16 protein-coding genes and 3 tRNA genes are annotated in these 16,551 nt (G+C 53.0%); 16 read left to right on the top strand and 3 right to left on the bottom strand.

Annotated features, from left to right (window positions below):
• Positions 1-75: 75 nt before the first annotated feature.
• From ACT53D_RS10265 to ACT53D_RS10255, 3 genes are read left to right on the top strand one after another with little or no spacing between them, the layout of a single operon-like run.
• The gene (locus ACT53D_RS10265; RefSeq protein WP_476156042.1) at positions 76-618 is read left to right on the top strand and encodes a shikimate kinase; all 543 of its coding nucleotides are present in this window, start codon (positions 76-78) and stop codon (positions 616-618) included.
• On the top strand, positions 606-1,685 hold the full coding sequence (gene aroB / locus ACT53D_RS10260; RefSeq protein ID WP_476156040.1) for a 3-dehydroquinate synthase: 1,080 nt from the start codon (positions 606-608) through the stop codon (positions 1,683-1,685). The genes ACT53D_RS10265 and aroB overlap by 13 nt, the downstream gene beginning before the upstream one ends.
• 12 nt (positions 1,686-1,697) lie before the next feature.
• Complete coding sequence (locus tag ACT53D_RS10255; protein ID WP_338655791.1) at positions 1,698-2,825, top strand: deoxyguanosinetriphosphate triphosphohydrolase; 1,128 nt, start codon at positions 1,698-1,700, stop codon at positions 2,823-2,825.
• A gap of 86 nt (positions 2,826-2,911) precedes the next feature.
• Here the strand turns inward: ACT53D_RS10255 and dksA are convergent, their stop codons facing one another.
• Together dksA and folD are read right to left on the bottom strand one after the other, a co-directional pair.
• Positions 2,912-3,334 carry an RNA polymerase-binding protein DksA gene (gene dksA / locus ACT53D_RS10250; RefSeq protein ID WP_018986915.1) on the bottom strand — a complete coding sequence of 141 codons (423 nt, stop codon included), beginning with the start codon at positions 3,332-3,334 and terminating at the stop codon, positions 2,912-2,914.
• Between the two features lie 142 nt (positions 3,335-3,476).
• Complete coding sequence (folD, locus tag ACT53D_RS10245; RefSeq protein WP_338655789.1) at positions 3,477-4,334, bottom strand: bifunctional methylenetetrahydrofolate dehydrogenase/methenyltetrahydrofolate cyclohydrolase FolD; 858 nt, start codon at positions 4,332-4,334, stop codon at positions 3,477-3,479.
• 83 nt (positions 4,335-4,417) lie between these two features.
• Here folD and ACT53D_RS10240 point away from each other — a divergent pair.
• From ACT53D_RS10240 to ACT53D_RS10180, 13 genes are all read left to right on the top strand, one after another.
• A tRNA-Pro gene (locus ACT53D_RS10240) sits at positions 4,418-4,494 on the top strand.
• A 40-nt stretch (positions 4,495-4,534) separates the two neighbouring features.
• Positions 4,535-4,611: transfer RNA gene (locus ACT53D_RS10235), tRNA-Arg, on the top strand.
• 25 nt (positions 4,612-4,636) lie between these two features.
• A tRNA-His gene (locus tag ACT53D_RS10230) sits at positions 4,637-4,712 on the top strand.
• Positions 4,713-4,854: 142 nt separating this feature from the next.
• On the top strand, positions 4,855-5,829 hold the full coding sequence (locus ACT53D_RS10225; protein WP_194749129.1) for a GGDEF domain-containing protein: 975 nt from the start codon (positions 4,855-4,857) through the stop codon (positions 5,827-5,829).
• Between the two features lie 109 nt (positions 5,830-5,938).
• A complete protein-coding gene (locus tag ACT53D_RS10220; protein WP_379074086.1) occupies positions 5,939-7,861 on the top strand; it encodes a type II secretion system protein GspD in 1,923 nt (640 codons plus the stop codon).
• Positions 7,858-8,568 carry a tetratricopeptide repeat protein gene (locus ACT53D_RS10215; RefSeq protein WP_379074088.1) on the top strand — a complete coding sequence of 237 codons (711 nt, stop codon included), beginning with the start codon at positions 7,858-7,860 and terminating at the stop codon, positions 8,566-8,568. Before ACT53D_RS10220 ends, ACT53D_RS10215 begins: the two co-directional genes overlap by 4 nt.
• A 17-nt stretch (positions 8,569-8,585) precedes the next feature.
• Positions 8,586-10,280 (top strand): GspE/PulE family protein, encoded by a 1,695-nt coding sequence (locus ACT53D_RS10210; protein WP_379074090.1) that lies wholly within the window; start codon positions 8,586-8,588, stop codon positions 10,278-10,280.
• Positions 10,281-10,284: 4 nt separating this feature from the next.
• Positions 10,285-11,484 (top strand): type II secretion system F family protein, encoded by a 1,200-nt coding sequence (locus ACT53D_RS10205; protein ID WP_379074092.1) that lies wholly within the window; start codon positions 10,285-10,287, stop codon positions 11,482-11,484.
• Positions 11,485-11,486: 2 nt separating this feature from the next.
• On the top strand, positions 11,487-12,977 hold the full coding sequence (locus ACT53D_RS10200; protein ID WP_476156035.1) for a hypothetical protein: 1,491 nt from the start codon (positions 11,487-11,489) through the stop codon (positions 12,975-12,977).
• Positions 12,974-13,594, top strand: a complete 621-nt coding sequence (locus ACT53D_RS10195; protein ID WP_476156033.1) for a hypothetical protein — start codon at positions 12,974-12,976, stop codon at positions 13,592-13,594. The genes ACT53D_RS10200 and ACT53D_RS10195 overlap by 4 nt, the downstream gene beginning before the upstream one ends.
• A complete protein-coding gene (locus ACT53D_RS10190) occupies positions 13,591-14,775 on the top strand; it encodes a hypothetical protein (protein ID WP_476156031.1) in 1,185 nt (394 codons plus the stop codon). The genes ACT53D_RS10195 and ACT53D_RS10190 overlap by 4 nt, the downstream gene beginning before the upstream one ends.
• 5 nt (positions 14,776-14,780) lie before the next feature.
• A complete protein-coding gene (locus tag ACT53D_RS10185; RefSeq protein ID WP_476156029.1) occupies positions 14,781-15,497 on the top strand; it encodes a type II secretion system protein in 717 nt (238 codons plus the stop codon).
• Between the two features lie 15 nt (positions 15,498-15,512).
• Positions 15,513-16,274 (top strand): HesA/MoeB/ThiF family protein, encoded by a 762-nt coding sequence (locus tag ACT53D_RS10180; RefSeq protein ID WP_476156027.1) that lies wholly within the window; start codon positions 15,513-15,515, stop codon positions 16,272-16,274.
• Here the strand turns inward: ACT53D_RS10180 and ACT53D_RS10175 are convergent.
• Positions 16,253-16,462 (bottom strand): (2Fe-2S)-binding protein, encoded by a 210-nt coding sequence (locus tag ACT53D_RS10175; protein WP_194748975.1) that lies wholly within the window; start codon positions 16,460-16,462, stop codon positions 16,253-16,255. The two genes, ACT53D_RS10180 and ACT53D_RS10175, sit on opposite strands and share 22 nt — an antisense overlap.
• Positions 16,463-16,551 lie beyond the last annotated feature (89 nt).

The raw sequence follows: 16,551 nt of genomic DNA, 5'->3' as shown, positions 1-16,551 counted from the left end.
CATGGCTTGCTGAACGATTACTGACAGCAGACAGGCTTTGCCTTAAAATGCCCAACTGATCAGTTGGGCATTTTTATGGGTACGCAAATACCAAATAACATTTTTTTGATCGGGTTGATGGGGGCAGGCAAGACCACAGTTGGCAAATTGATTGCCAAAAGTCTGGGCAAGACCTTCTACGACACGGATCATGTCATTGAGCAGCGCACGGGCGTTAAAATCCCGACCATCTTCGAGCTGGAAGGCGAAGCTGGCTTCCGCAAGCGCGAGACCGCCACGCTAGAGGAGTTTGCGCAGCAGGAAAATATCGTGCTGGCCACCGGCGGTGGTGCCATCATCGCCTCGGAAAACCGCGAAATTCTCAAAAAATATGGCTATGTGATTTATTTGCGTGCAAATGTGAATGAGCTGTATTTACGCACGCGCAATGATAAAAACCGACCGCTGCTACAGAATGTCGATGTCAAAGCCAAATTGGAACAATTGTTCCATGCCCGCAATCCACTCTATACCGAGACTGCACACCTGATCGTCGATACCGGTCATCAGCCAGTCGCAGTGATTATCCAAAAAATTGAGAGCGCCCTGAAAGCGTTGGAGCCGTCATGCAAACCTTAACCGTCAGCCTGGCTGACCGTAGCTATCCTATCCATATTGGGAATGGCCTGTTACATCAGGCAGACCTGATATTGCCTCACCTCAAGCGCAAGCAAGTGGCGATTGTCAGTAATACAACGGTCGCGCCTTTGTATATGCAGAGTATTGCCCAGCCGCTGCGAGAGGCAGGCGTGAGCGTGATTGAAATCATTTTGCCGGATGGCGAGGCCTATAAAAATAATGAGACCTTGCAAACGATTTATGATCATCTGCTGCAACACCGCTGCGAGCGGAATACCACGCTGATTGCGTTGGGTGGAGGGGTGATTGGCGATTTGACCGGCTATGCTGCGGCAACCTATTTGCGGGGCGTGCCTTTTATTCAGGTGCCTACGACGCTGCTCTCGCAGGTGGACTCCAGTGTCGGTGGTAAAACCGGCATCAACCATCCGCTCGGTAAGAACATGATAGGCGCGTTTTATCAGCCCAAGCTGGTACTGGCGGATATTGATACCTTGAGGACCTTGCCGCAACGCGAGTTGTCTGCCGGCGTGGCTGAGGTTATCAAGTACGGGCTGATTCGGGATGCTGATTTTTTTAATTGGCTGGAAATCAATATGTCCGCTCTGATGGCGCTGGATCATGCAGTAGCCAGCTATGCTATTTACCGTTCATGTCAGAACAAGGCCGAAGTGGTGGCTGCGGATGAGCATGAGCAAGGCGAGCGTGCCTTGCTCAATCTGGGCCATACGTTTGGTCATGCCATCGAAAACGCCATGGGTTACGGTGTCTGGCTGCATGGCGAGGCAGTGGCAGCGGGTACCGTGATGGCGGCTGACTTATCGCAACGCATGGGCTGGCTGGATGCGGCACAAGTCGCGCGTATCAAAACCATCATGCAAGCCGCCAGCTTGCCGGTGACTGCCCCTGATTTGGGCGCGGATGAGTATTTGCGTTTGATGCAACTGGACAAGAAAGTGGCCGATGGCCGCATTCGCCTGATTCTGCAACAGGCGATAGGCAAAGCCGTGATCACGGCTGATTACGATGCAGATAAACTTAAACAGACGCTGTCGCTGGCGGCCTGATTCAGAAAGCCCATGATGACACTCGCCGTTTTTGCTGCCCATCCAGAACAGTCTCGTGGCCGCAAGGTCGACGAGCAGGAGTCCCCGTTGCGCAATGTTTTTCAGCGTGACCGTGACCGGATTATTCACTCCACAGCCTTTAGGCGGCTCGAATACAAAACGCAGGTATTTGTAAACCATGAAGGTGACCTGTTTCGCACGCGTCTGACGCATAGTATCGAGGTCGCGCAACTGACACGCGGTATCGCGCGCACTTTGGGCTTGCACGAAGATTTGGCCGAGGCTATCGCGCTGGCGCATGATCTTGGGCACACCCCGTTTGGCCATGCCGGACAAGATGCGCTCAATCATTGCATGAAAGACTATGGCGGTTTTGAGCACAACCTGCAGTCCTTGCGCGTGGTCGATCTGCTGGAAAACCGCTATGCCAGTTTTGATGGCTTAAACCTCACTTTCGAAGTCCGTGAAGGTATCCTCAAACATTGCTCGCGCAAAAATGCGCAACTTCTAGGCGATGTCGGTGAACGTTTCTTGCGCGGTGAGTCGCCCAGCCTTGAGGCCCAAGTCACCAACTTTGCTGACGAAATTGCCTATAACAATCATGACGTGGATGACGGCTTACGTTCCGGCCTCATCACCATCCAACAGCTATCCAATATCCAGCTATTTGCCGAAAATATGCATGAGGTTAAAAAGCAATATGGCGAGATTGAGGAAAAACGGCTCATCCATGAAACCATCCGCCGCATGATCAATGTGCTGGTGGTTGATTTATGTCAGCATAGCCAGCAAGCGATTGCGCAGTTGAATCCGGGCAGCGTAGACGATGTGCGCAAAGCACCCGCCTACCTAGTCGGCTTTAGCCAGCCGGTCGTGCAAAAGAATCACGAATTAAAACAGTTTTTGCGCAAGCACCTCTATCAGCACTACCGGGTAAATCGCATGAGTGCCAAGGCCAGGCGGATTATTGAAGAGTTATTTAAGACCTTTATGGATAATCCGGCCTTGATGCCTGACGAGCACCAATTGGCAGCCAAGCAGGATCAGGCGCGGGCGGTGGCTGATTACATTGCCGGCATGACTGACCGTTATGCCATCCGTGAGCACAAACGCTTGTTTGCGGTTGAGGAGCACTGGTAGTGCGTGGATGCATTGCGATGCAATAAAACAAGTGCAATAAAAAAGCTGCCCTTAGGCAGCTTTTTTATTGCTTGATAGCTTTAGCCTTATTTGGCGACTTGTTTCTCGCGCATTTCATCCAGCGTTTTGCAGTCTATGCACAAGGTGGCGGTTGGGCGTGCTTCCAGGCGCTTGAGGCCAATTTCGATCCCGCAGCCTTCGCAGTAGCCGTAGTCACCGCTGTCAATGTTACGCAAGGTTTCGTCGATTTTCTTGATCAGTTTGCGCTCACGGTCACGGTTGCGCAGTTCTAGCGCCATGTCAGATTCCTGGCTGGCACGGTCATTCGGGTCAGCAAAGCTGGTCACTTCGTCCTGCATGGTATGCACGGTACGATCAATATCGTGACTCAATTCTGCTTTCCAGTCATTCAGGATTTTGCGGAAGTGATCCTGCTGCTTTTTATTCATGTATTCCTCACCGGCGGCGGGCTGGTAAGGGGTAAAGGATTTGTTAACGGTATCTGCCATGATGGTTCCAACGAACGAAACTTCGAATAGTGAATGCCTGTAGCGGCATGGTTTATTGCATTACGTCAATCAACAATCGCGCGAGTTTACACCAGTTTCAAACCCCTGCAAAGCCTATTCGCAAGGGCAAGACTGCTTCGGCTTAAGCTTGCTCACTGAGTTCCAGCGCCTTCAAGGTATTTTCCATCAGCGTGGCTACAGTCATTGGGCCGACGCCACCAGGCACCGGCGTAATATGGCTGGCACGCTGGCTGGCAATCGCAAAGTCAACGTCGCCGGTGATCTTGCCATCAGGCAGGCGATTAATCCCAATATCGACCACAATAGCGCCAGGTTTAATCCACTCACCCTTGACCAAGCCAGGCTTGCCCACCGCGGATACAATGAGATCGGCACGACTAATATGGCTTTGTAAGTCTTTGGTGTGCCGGTGACAGCTGGTGACGGTGCACCCGGCCAACAGAAGCTCCAGGCCCATGGGGCGCCCAACGTGGTTAGATACGCCAACGACAACGGCGTCCAGCCCCTTGATCGCGATCCCGCTGGCTTGCAGCATCTTGATGACACCGTAAGGCGTGCAGGAACGTAATAAGGGCTGGCGTACCGCCAGGCGGCCTATATTGTAGGGGTGAAACCCATCCACATCTTTGCCCGGATCTATCAGCGCCAGAATGGCAGACTCATCAATATGATGGGGGAGCGGGGATTGCACCAGAATGCCGTCAGTGTCAGGGTCGGCATTCAGTGTTTGAATGAGCGCGAATAAGGCCTCTTGCGTGGTGTTGGCTGGCAGGTTATGCGCAATTGAGACGATCCCTACTTTTTCGCAAGCCAGACGCTTGTTGCGCACATAAATGGCCGAAGCCGGATCATCACCGACCAGGACAACGGCCAGGCAAGGAGCACGTTTGCCATCAACTAGCCGTTGGTCGATTTTGGATTTGATTTCTTCTAATAGTTGATTCGCAATTTGCTTGCCATCAATAATCTGAGCGCTCATGAGCAAAAAATTTGTCGTAAAAAAGATAATTTTATCACATCGAGATTGACACAAATTCGTGAAATCGGTTATATTTCTGCTTTCGGCGTGTAGCGTAGTCTGGTAGCGCGCCTGCTTTGGGAGCAGGATGTCGGGAGTTCGAATCTCTCCACGCCGACCAGTTTTCTCTGGATTGCCTGATCGGCATGTAACTACTTTATCTGCTCGTAGCTCAACTGGATAGAGCACCAGCCTTCTAAGCTGGGGGTTACAGGTTCGATTCCTGTCGGGCAGGCCAAAATTTCAGCCAATTTCTCTCAGTGGTGGCTATAGCTCAGTTGGTAGAGCCCCGGATTGTGATTCCGGTTGTCGTCGGTTCGAGCCCGATTAGCCACCCCATTTTCACTTTTCTGCTTCAACCTCACAATTTAGTCCTACAAATCGGTTCTTTTCCTAATTAAGAATCATTCTTCCCTTTGTTAAAGTGTTCGAAACAACATCTGTCGAACACATGCCTAGTCATTTAAATTTGAAAAAATTTATGCAAAGCCTGATCGGCCTGACACAGGTCAGGGAGAGCCTTGCATTGGATCCAGCGCTGCTTTCGTTGATGCAGCACTGGATGTGTATTTTTGCTGCCGAGGAAAAGCCGATCCGGATGCAGGTATTGTCGCGTCGGCAGTTGGTCTCGGTGATGGACTCTCAAGATGAGATGGATCCTGCTTTTGAAGCGTGGCCTAGCGATGTTTATGCGTTGCTTTTAAATTACCTGGATCAGGAAACTCGGCAATCTGTTTGCCTGGACACTGCAGCGGGCAAGTTGCACATTTTTCCGCTCAAACAAAGTGTTGCCCATAAAAATGCCATACTGTTGATTCAGCATGCGCAGTTAACCGCAGAAGCGATCGCGCTGGTCGAACAATGTTTGCAGGTATTTAATCACTATGCCGGCTTGATTATTGAAAACGAGCGGGATGCACTGACTGGGTTGCTTAACCGCAAAACCTTTGATAAGTGTGTGAGCAAGATTTTGCTCAATGACTACAAGCCAGAATTCCGGTTTCCGTTACACCATTATCTGGTGATTTTTGATATCGATTTCTTTAAAAAGATCAATGACAGCTATGGTCATTTGATTGGTGATGAAGTGTTACTGCTTTTATCCCGCCTCATGCAGGAAACCTTTCGTGATGGCGATTTGCTGTTCCGCTTTGGTGGTGAAGAATTTGTGGGCGTATTTTCATGTGCTGATAAAGATGACATCGTCATGCTGCTAGAGCGCTTCCAGCAAGCCCTTGCTGAATATCGTTTCCCGCAAGTCGGGCGAGTTACCATCAGTATCGGTTATTCCAAAATGTCACCGCATTTGCTGCCGAACACTGTGCTAGAGCGGGCAGATGAAGCACTCTATTATGCCAAAGAGCATGGCAGAGACCAGGTCTGCTGCTACGAATCCCTGGTTGAGCAAGGCTTACTCAACTACAGCATCATTAGCGGCGAAATCGAGCTTTTTTAAACACCCTCTCTCGCACTGGTTGACCAGATTGCGCCGGATGGATTGACAGTTAACATTGCTTATATTTAATATATGTTAAAAAATGTCAATAATCATTTGGAGGGGGTTGATGCGTATTGCGCTCATCCTGTGGTTGGTGATTGGACTCGCTGCCTGTAAAAGCCAGCCCCCGGGCAGCGCTACGCATGCGCAGTTGCATTTACCCTCAACCCCTTCAACCCCTCAGGCCGACAACGGTTCGGCTAGCTTCCCGGAAATTGATACGGCAGACATTGTTTCTACCCCAGCCATCAAGCCCCCCGCGCTCAAGTCTGCTATACCCACCGTCTTGATCAATCTGGTCGTCCGCGAAGCACCCGTACAGGAGGTCCTGTTTGCGCTGGCCCAAGAAAGCGGCCTGAATTTTGATGTGCATCCAGCCTTGAGCGGTAAAGTCACTTTAAATGCCCAGCAGCAGTCGGTGGCCGCCATTCTTGCGCGCATGGCCAGGCAAGTCGATATGTATTATGAATGGTCAGACGGGGTGTGGCTGGTGACACCGGACACGCCGGTGATTCGTAGCTACAAACTCAATTATGTGAACATGAGCCGCGATACCTATGGCTATATTGGCGTGGCCAGTGAAATCAATGGCGCTGGCCGTGGCGGCATGGCCGCAGCCAGTAACAGTAATGCGCAGGTGCAAGCATTGCCGGCACAAGGCGGCAGTAGTAATAGTTCCAGAACCGCAGTCACCTCTCAATCCCGCTATCACCTGTGGGAGAGCGTGGTAGACAATGTGCAGCTTCTGCTGGATGAAACAGATAAAGCCGGTAGTGCTCGGGCAGAAGTGATGGATCACCTGCCCGCAACCGTGATCATGCCAGCGAGCGGTACTGATAGCGCGCCAGGTAGCGCCGCAGTCAGTGAACTCAAAACCACAGCAGAATCCGTCTTACCATCACCATTGCAAGAAAAGTCGCAGCAAGCGCAACGCCGTTGGCGGGCTTCCAAACTGATTGCAAACGCCGAAACCGGCATCTTGACCATACGTGCCTCGCAGAGTCAGCAGGCGCAAGTCAAAGCCTATCTGGAATCTGTGATGCAGGTTGCCGCCAGGCAGGTCTTGATTGAAGCTACCATTGTAGAAGTTGAGCTCAATAAAAGTTTTCAGATGGGCATAGACTGGAGTCGCCTGTCAGCCTCGGCGCAACAACGGGGCTGGCTGCTTTCGCAATCTTTGGGCAGCGATGCGGCCCAGTTTAACCGCACCACTGGTCAGTGGGAGAGCAATAACAGTAAAAATGCCTTGGGCCAGAACAATGGCAACGTGGCGTTTATGTTGAGCTACTTAAATCCTCTCAGCCGCTTTGGTAATTTAAGTGCCAGTGTCACCTTGCTTGAGCAGTTTGGCAAAACGCGTGTCCTCTCCAGTCCCAAGCTCATGGTGCTCAATAATCAGACGGCCATTCTCAAGGTGGTCGATAACTTGGTCTACTTCACCATCCAGTCGCAAATTTCGCAAAGCAGTAGTAATAGCGGTGCTAATTTGCAAGCAGTGACGACCACGGCCAATACGGTGCCGGTAGGCTTGGTCATGGCTGTCACGGCACAAATCAATAGTCGCCAGCGCGTCAATTTAAATGTCAGGCCGACGGTGTCCAAGGTGCTGCGCTATGTCGAAGACCCCAATCCGCAATTAGGCAGTGGCAGCAGTCGGATTGTGAGTAGCGTGCCCGAAATCCAGGTAAGGGAAATGGAGTCTGTGCTCAATGTTGCCAGCGGCCATATCGCTGTTTTAGGCGGCCTGATGCAGGATGATCAGCGTGAATTTAGTGACCGCGTGCCTGGCCTCTCGCGACTGCCTGTCATCGGTCAGGCATTTATTGGCAAAAATCAGGCCGCCAAAAAGACCGAGCTGATTGTGTTTTTGCGGCCCACTGTGATTGGTCGGGCCGATGTTAACACGGGCGATTTGCGATCGTTTCAACCCTTGCTGCCAGACGCTTTGCCTGCTGATGCATTTGAAATGAATGTCGAGGAGCCATCATGATGGATGTTCGAGCATGGCTGGCTGATTCAAAACGCCCCTTGCGCTTAAATAAAAATGCATATGCAAAATCGCTGATGATCACCGATTGGCAGCAGCTTGAGCGGCGTATCATGGGATTGTTGTGGCTGATGCTGATCATTGCGTCTTGCTGCGTAGTGCGACAAGGCTGGGATATCTTTTCAGCGGCATCCGCGCTGGACAATCATGCTGCGCCCAGATGGGTAGATGCAAAGCCATTCGTCACTCCGGTTAAGCCGTCACCAATCGGTGAGCAAAAGTCTCGATTGCAGGAGGAACCTAGCGTATTTGCTTTACATGCGCCAGCAAAGGCTGAGCAACCTTCCGTAGCCACACCCAGTCAGAGTGAGCCTGCGCAGAGCCCATCACCCTCACCCCGTCAAAATACCCCGCCTCGTTGGGTCATGCAGGTACAGCGTGGACCATTGCCGAGCTTGTCCTCCATCAGTCTTCTGGCGCAGGCGCGTACGGCATTACAGCAGGAGAAACTGCAAAATGCGCAGCCTCTTTATGCGCAACTGTTGGCGCAAGATCCGCATCAACTCGAGGCATTGGTCGGCATGCTGTATATCAGTCAAGGGCTGGGTGATCAGGCGCAATATGAGCACTATTGGCTGCGCGTTCGGCAACTGATGCCAGGGGTCGAAGCCAATGCTGCTTTATTTGCGCAACTACTGGAGCAAGAGTGATGCGGATCGGAGAGTGGATGCTGACGAAAGGCATGATTACTAGCGATCAGCTCGATATTGCACTGATCGAGCAACGCAAGCAGCAATTGTTGCTTGGCCAGCAGTTGGTTAGGCTGCACTTTGTCACCGACGCCATGGTGAGAGATGTGCTGGCGCAACTGCATGTGCAAGAGAGTGTGGATTTGCAGCATGTGATGCCCGACCCGGTGTGGATTGCCAAAGTGCCAGAAACCTTTGCCAGGCAACATCGCTTGTTACCGCTTGATCTGACACCAGATCAGCAATCGTTGCGGATTGCGGTACAGGATCACCAGAACGCACACGCGATTGAAGCACTGAAACATTTATTAGGTGGTGGCATTACACTGACGCCTGTTCTGGCGACCGAAGTCCAGATAGAGCAGGCGCTGGATCGGTGTTATGGACATAGCCTGTCGCTAGAGCGCTTGTTGCAGGAAATCGAGCAGCAAGAGGCTGCAGTTAGTCTTTCGCCGGTGGCTTCCGCCTCTCATCCCGTGATCCGGCTGGTGGATGCCATCTTGGTCGATGCCGTCAAACAAGGCGCCTCGGATATCCACTTCGAGCCTGAACAGGCGTTTGTCAGGATACGCTACCGCATTGATGGCGTGCTTTGGCAGATCCGCTGTTTGCACGATCGCTATTGGCCCGCCATGTGTGTGCGCCTCAAAGTCTTGGCTGGCATGGATATCGCTGAGCAGCGTATGCCGCAAGACGGCCGCGTGAATCTGTTCTTGTGCGGGCGCGAGGTCGATTTCAGGGTCTCCAGTCATCCTACCCTGCATGGTGAAAACTTGGTGCTGCGCGTGCTGGACAGGCATAAATCCATTATTCCGCTGTCGCAGATGGGTATACGCTGCGCGCAGTTGGCGTCTTTAAAAGCCATGCTGGCAAAACCGGAGGGCTTGTTAATCGTGACGGGCCCGACCGGGAGCGGTAAAACCACCACACTGTATTCCATGCTTGGGCATCTCAATCAGACCGGGGTGAATATCATGACCCTGGAAGATCCGGTTGAGTATCCGCACCATTTAATGCGGCAAACCTCCGTCAACGAAGCCAATAAGGTGGATTTTGTCACTGGTGTGCGCGCCATTTTGCGACAAGACCCCGACATTATGCTGATTGGCGAGGTCAGAGATGAAGCCACGGCCGCTATGGCGGTGCGCGCCGCCATGACCGGACATCTGGTGATGACCACCTTGCATACCAATCATGCTGCAGCTGCCTTTTTACGCTTGCAGGATTTGGGGATTCAGCCGCATACCCTGGCCGGTTGCCTAGTTGGGGTGATTGCCCAGCGCTTATTGCGACGCTTATGTCAACACTGCAAGCGCCAAGCTTCCCCGGACCCACACCTTTTAGCCATGTTTCAATACATCGATTCAGCGTGCATTCCTGAAAGTTTCACGTGTTTTGAAGCGGTTGGTTGTCAGCATTGTCGACAAAGTGGTTATCAAGGCCGGACTGTGGTGATGGAAATTTTGTCCATGCATTCTGGCTTGGAGGAGGCGCTCACGCCACTCTCGCTGCCAAGGTTACAGCAGAACGCACGATCATATGGTTACACCACGCTGGCCGAGGAGGGGGTGCGATTAGTGATGGCAGGCGAAACTAGTCTGCAAGAATTAAAAAGAGTGGTCGATTTAAGTGTGCTTGAGGCCAATGTGCTGGATGTAAGCAGGCCTGTTTAAAACGATGACAAGCTACCGATACACCGCGATTGATAAGACGGGCCACTTAACACGGGGCTATGGCACCTCCGACTCTGAAGAGGCGCTGGCTGCATCCCTGCAGCAGCAAGGCTTGGAATTGCTGACGGTGAAGCTGGGTGAGCCATTGCGCTGGCGACAGCCACGCGTGCACCCCAAAATGTTGATCGTGTTTTGTGTGCAGCTGGAGCAGCTATTGCAAGCCGGCTTGCCTCTCTGTCAGGCCATTGCGGTCTCGGCAGAACAAGCCGAACAGGCGGTGATGGCCGAGGCCTTACGTGGTTTGTTGCGCGATCTTGAGGCGGGCAAATTACTTTCACAAGCGTTGCAAGCGCAGCCCAAGGTCTTCCCAGCCTTGTTTTATCAACTGGTCAATGCTGGTGAACGGACGGGTCAGCTCCCTGAAACATTTGGCCAATTGAAGGCCACCCTCACGTGGCAATTTGAGCTGAGTGCGCAAATCAAGCGGGGACTGAGCTATCCCGCTGTGTTATGCGTGATGGTGATGATTGCCGCATACGTGATGCTGACCTTTCTGGTGCCGCAAATGGCAGGTTTTTTGCAAAGCCTGGGGCAGTCTCTGCCATGGAGTACACGATGTTTGTTAGCCCTGTCAGAGGGTGTCATGCACTATGGGGCTTATCTGCTATTGGCGATATTGCTGTCCCTGGTGAGTGTGACTCTAATCGTGCGGCACTCGGAAAAATGGGCTTATAAATGGGATAGCATGATGTTGCGATTGCCGGTGTTTGGCCGCTTGCTAAGAGCATGGGTGATCACGCGGCTGTGCAGGTTTCTTGGATTGATGTACCAGGCCGGGATTCCGCTGTTACAGGCATTGCAATGGTGCCAGCCCTTGCTGACGCAGCGTGTCATGGCCCGCGCACTTGAGGATGTGTCTGCGCGCGTACAGGCCGGTGAAAGCCTCACCGCCAGCTTTGCGGCTACCGGGCAGTTTCCGCCACTGATGCTACACCTGCTCAAGGTGGGTGAAACCACAGGTGGACTGGATCGCATGTTGTTTCAGTTGGCTGACTATTATGACCGGGACGTGCAAGTGCGGATCCAGTCGCTATTGCGTATGTTGGAGCCCGCGCTGACCATTTCACTGGGTTTGATGTTGCTGTTTTTGATGGCCGCCGTCATGTTGCCGGTCTATGACAGTTTTTCAACCATCAGGTACTAAAGATGTCCGGCCAGCGTTTCATTCTCCTGATCGATGCGCAAGCATGGCGGCTGGTCTTATTTAAGCGCAATCAGTATTGCGAGCTGCGTTCATTTGGTCCGGATGAGGCAGGGCTAGCGGCCATGTTAGAGTGGCTGCAAACTTTCCCAGGCGCGCGTGTGGCGGTGTTAACCGATCTGCCAGAGGAGCACTATCACCTTGAGCTGATGCCTGTGGTGCGAGGGGCGGCTGGTCGTGCACTACTCAAGCGCAAGCTGGCGGCTTGGCCACATGCACAAGGCTTGCATACCGCCTTTCTACTGGAAACGATCAAGACGAGCCGTTTAGAAAACCGCTTTTTGTTTGCCGGGCTGTTTTCCCCACCACTGATTCACTGCTTGCACGCGCTGCAAGCGGCAGCACTCAGCCTGCAAGGCATTTATACGCAAGCAATATTGTTGCCATATTGCTTGCCTGCAAACGCTCAACGCCTGAGTGATTGCATCTGTGTGCACGCGGAGCACACGACCCTGTGCTTGAGTTATTTCAAGCATCAACGGTTGTGTTTAAGGCGCCGCCTTTCAATGCCAACACAAGGGATGCAGGATGTGGCTTCTGTGATCCCGGCGCTGACTCAGTTGCATCGTGAGCTGTTCAGCCAGTTTGGCTTATCCGAATCTGCAAGTCTGCCGGTGTTTTGCATCATCGCAGAAATACAGCAGGCTGAGAGGCTCACCTTACCCGCCCCTTTTCAATATCAACCTCTGACTGAGGCCGCGCTCATTGCGGCCGTGGGTCAAGGCTCGCTCCCTACCGGTCTCCGCGCGGTCGAGTGGGTCGCCATGCATGCGATATTGGCAGACCAGGTGCTCCCTAACTTGGCCCCTGAGGCCAGTCTCTTGCCAGAGAAACTCAAGCGGTTACAACGAAATATCCACGTGGCAGGCGTGGGGCTTGCGTTGCTATTGGCGCTGCTAGCCGGCTTCAATGCGCTGGCAACTCAGCAACTGAATACGCAAGCCGGGCTGGTCAAGGCCCAGCTGGATGAGCCAGAGGCGATGCCATTCGCCGGGGGACTGCGCGCTGAACAATTGCCAGCGATTCATGCCTTAACCCGCACGATGCAAGCGATCAGCGCCTCCGCCCGATTGCCCGATCAAGCCTTGCATGACTTGCAGCCGATACTCAGTGGTTTGCGTGATTGGCAACTGATCCGACTCGAATGGCAGGCAGAGCCTCCTGAATCAGCAGACCCTGATGCGCATCAAACTCAGTTGTTGAAAATGACTTTTCAACAACGAGAAACAAGTCAGCACACGCGTGCCGTACTTGAATGGCAACAGTTGATGCAGCGTTTAAATCAGTTGCCATCAGTCAAGCAGCTGCAAACAGAGAACTCCAGTCAGCAAAGCACGACGAATGGTCGCCAGGGCAGTACAGATCCGCTAGCCATGCTGGGGTTGCAGCCGATGCTCACGCTGACTTGGGCAGCCGTGCAACAGGAGGGGTGGTGATGGTTCTGCAAGTGTGGGCGCCATTAAAACAAACCTTCTTGTTTTGGTTAGGCGTGATGAGCTTGTTAGTGGTGTGTACCCTGTTGCAGTATCAAAGACGTGAAGAAGCCGAACAAGTCTTGTCTCAACTAGAGGCACAGTGGCAGCAACGCCAACAACAAGCGGCTTATCAGCAGCATTTTGCTGCAGAGATCGCTACCTATTTGGCGCTTCGCGAGCAATGGCAAAACATCGGGGTGATGTCGCCCTTGAATGTGCCTGCATGGGAAAAGTCCCTTGCCGAAATGCAACAGGCATCTGGCTTGAGTCATCTTCGCTATGAGTTCTTGCCGACCACTCCTTGTGACCTTGCCCTGTGTTTGCCGCAAGCATCTTCTGGCCAGCAAGCCGACATCAAAGTGATGCTTAGCCGTCTACAGCTCGCATGGTCGGTCAAGCATGAAGCAGATATGCTGGCATGGTTACAAGCGTTGGCCAAACAATATGCAGGTGCGATTAAAGTCCATCATTGTGTCTGGACAGTGACGCCTTCATTTGTTCAGATTGATGCGCAATGTGAGCTTCATCTGTTTAATTTCCCTGACGTGTTTCCCAATCCGTCATCTGTACAGCCATGATTGTTTATTCACATTTTCAAAGAGGAATTGCGATCTGGGCGCTTTTGCTGCTGTTGTCCGGCATGGCGGGCATGCTGGTTTATCCCTTGGTGGGCCGTGAGTTTTCCAGTCAGGCGTCGTTGCACAAAACCATGACGGCCTTGGCCAAGGCCGAGCAGGCCTTGCTTGCCTATGCGCAGCAACCCTTGGGCAGCACGCCTTGTGAGTTGAATTGCCCTCGCCCGGGCGATTTGCCTTGCCCAGACCGCAATAACGACGGCATTGCCGAAACCTCATGCAGTAACTCCGCCCGCTTGGGCAGGTTACCCTGGAAAACACTGGGTTTAGGCGACTTGCGTGATGGCAGTGGCGAGCGCTTGTGGTACGCAGTGTCAGAGCGCTATAAAAATAATCCGCGCCTGCGTCCTTTGAATCTGGACACGCAGGGCAGCTGGAGCGTGATGGCCAACAATGGGCCGACTTGGGATGCAAGTGTGGGCAATGGCGTTGTGGCTGTGGTAATTGCTCCCATGCAGCCGCTGTTGAGGCAGGATGGCTGGCAGCAACGCCGCTTGCAGCCTGACGATGGTGCTAAGGAGTATCTGGATAGTGATGGGACCTTGGATAATGCCAACCCGACAGAGCACAGCGATCACGGCTTTGTCATGTCGCCTCCGACTACACAATTTAATGACGTGGTCTGGCCAATCTCGGCAAGTCGCATGCATCAAGTCATGCAAAAGCAGGTGTTATCAGAGCTTAAGCGAGCATTTACTTGCACGTCCAGGCCATGTGCGCCTTTACCTGTGCCAGCATCCATTTCAGACGCGAGTTGTTTAGGTGCACAATCATTGCAAGCTGGGCAATGTATGTCTGCTCAAACAACGACGCTGGGCCGCTTGCCGGTCGATGGCGACCTGCATGGCCCACTTGCAAATCAAGCCACGCTGGATGGTCAGGCCATGCATCACTGGTTTCAGCAAAATGGCTGGCGGGAGCAGGTGTTTTATCTGCCGCGGTCCTCGCAAGTGCTCTTAATTGTGTCCGGCGAGATGTTAGCCGGGCAATTACGACAGACGGCTACGCAAAAAAGTGAGTATGCCAATTTTATCGAGATGTCGACAGTCGCTGCGCTGGGTCTGACTGGCGTCACCGCATGGGATGCACCCAGCAATGATCAACTGGAGCAAATCGCCAGATGAAGGGCATGACTGCATATTCTCCTCGACCGCAATCCACCCTGTATGGCTTCAGCCTGCTTGAAATGGCGATCGCCTTGGTGATTTTAAGCCTGATGATGGGCTGGCTCATGACGCCCCTCAAGGTGCAATACGGATTGCAAAAGTATCAGCAAACCGAACAGCGGCTGAATACGGCGCAACAGGCCTTGCTTGGCCATGCCCTGATTTATCATTACCTGCCGTGTCCTGATACCGACCAGCCGCCCGATGGGTGGGAAAATGTATTATCCAACCAGACCTGCGCCAGTGATGAGGGTTGGTTGCCATCGCAGCAATTAGGGGTGGTCGCCACCGATGCCTGGGGCCGTTTCTTTCGCTATCGCGCAGACAGCACGTTTACTCATCACAGCCAGTGGTTCTCGGTAGCCGCGGCCGAAGGTGCCAGCAATATTCAAGTCAGCAGTGAGACTGGCCCGGCCACCAGCGGGTCTAGCCGACCGGTGGCGATTATCCTTTCACATGGCGAAAACGGGCTGGGTGGCATACAATCCGTGTCTGGCGGCGGCGCCTATGCCATGCCCGCACCCGAGCACGCGGATGAGCGTGAAAATGCAGATGGCGACCTGGCCTTTGTTGATCAGGCACAACAACAAACCGGTACGACCGTGTTTGATGACCGGCTGATCATGCTGTCGCCCAAGGTGTTGATTCAGCAAATGGTACAAGCGCAACGCCTGCCATGAATAATTGGAAAATACATGCAAGACAATTTGTTGTTACGCTACAGTCGGCACATCATGTTGCCGCAAATTGAATATGCAGGGCAAGAAAAGCTCACGCAAAGTCATGCCCTGATCGTGGGGGCTGGCGGCTTGGGGGCCCCGGTGGCGATGTATCTGGCCGCAGCCGGGGTAGGCACGCTGACCATTTGTGATTTTGATCAGGTAGACCTCACCAATCTGCAACGTCAAATTATCCATACCACGGCAGCAGTTGGGCAAAACAAGGCCTTGTCGGCCCAGGCCACGATTGCGGCCCTCAATCCTGAAGTCAACGTCCATGTCGAAACGACACGGCTCAATGACGAGGCGCTTGCCGGACGGGTCTTGGCAGCAGATGTCGTGATTGATTGCTCGGATAACTTTGCTACGCGCTACTTGCTCAACCAGCTTTGTTTTGAGAGTAAAAAGCCTCTGGTCTCGGGGGCGGCCATCCGCTTTGAAGGGCAATTGAGTGTGTTTGATTTCCGCCATGCTGACAGCCCTTGCTACCACTGCCTGTATCCAGACGTCGGCGATGACCAGGCGTTGCGTTGTGCAGACAACGGTGTATTTGCTCCGCTGGTGGGTATGATAGGCACAGCGCAAGCTGCTGAAGCCATTAAGGTGTTGCTCAATATGGGCCAGACCATGAAAGGCAGGTTGCTATTGCTGGATGCGCTCAGTGCAGAATGGCGCACCATACGCCTCAAAAAAGACCCTTCCTGCGCGGTGTGTGGTCAGGCGGAATCTGTGGGCTGAGACTGTAACGACGCCACCAGTTCCGTAATCTCCCATTCGCAGCCAGCGCAGCCTGACAGCGCGCCAGAATAGCGCGAGATGCCATCCAGATCTTTGCCTTGCCTGACCAACTCGATAATCAGGCCACGCGTGGTGCCGCTGCAACTGCACAGCACCTCTCGGGGATCATTTTCAAGCAGGTCAGCCATATTTCCTTTTGTGCTCAAATCCATTGTGTCTAAGCGCAGACAGATCGTGTGATCGTGCTCACAATTAACGGGTTCATTTCAAGCTAGAC

This window comes from Methylophilus sp. DMC16 (assembly GCF_056314045.1).
The sequence above is the reverse complement of the archived record's forward strand: the minus strand, read 5'-3'. Positions and strand labels throughout refer to the sequence as shown.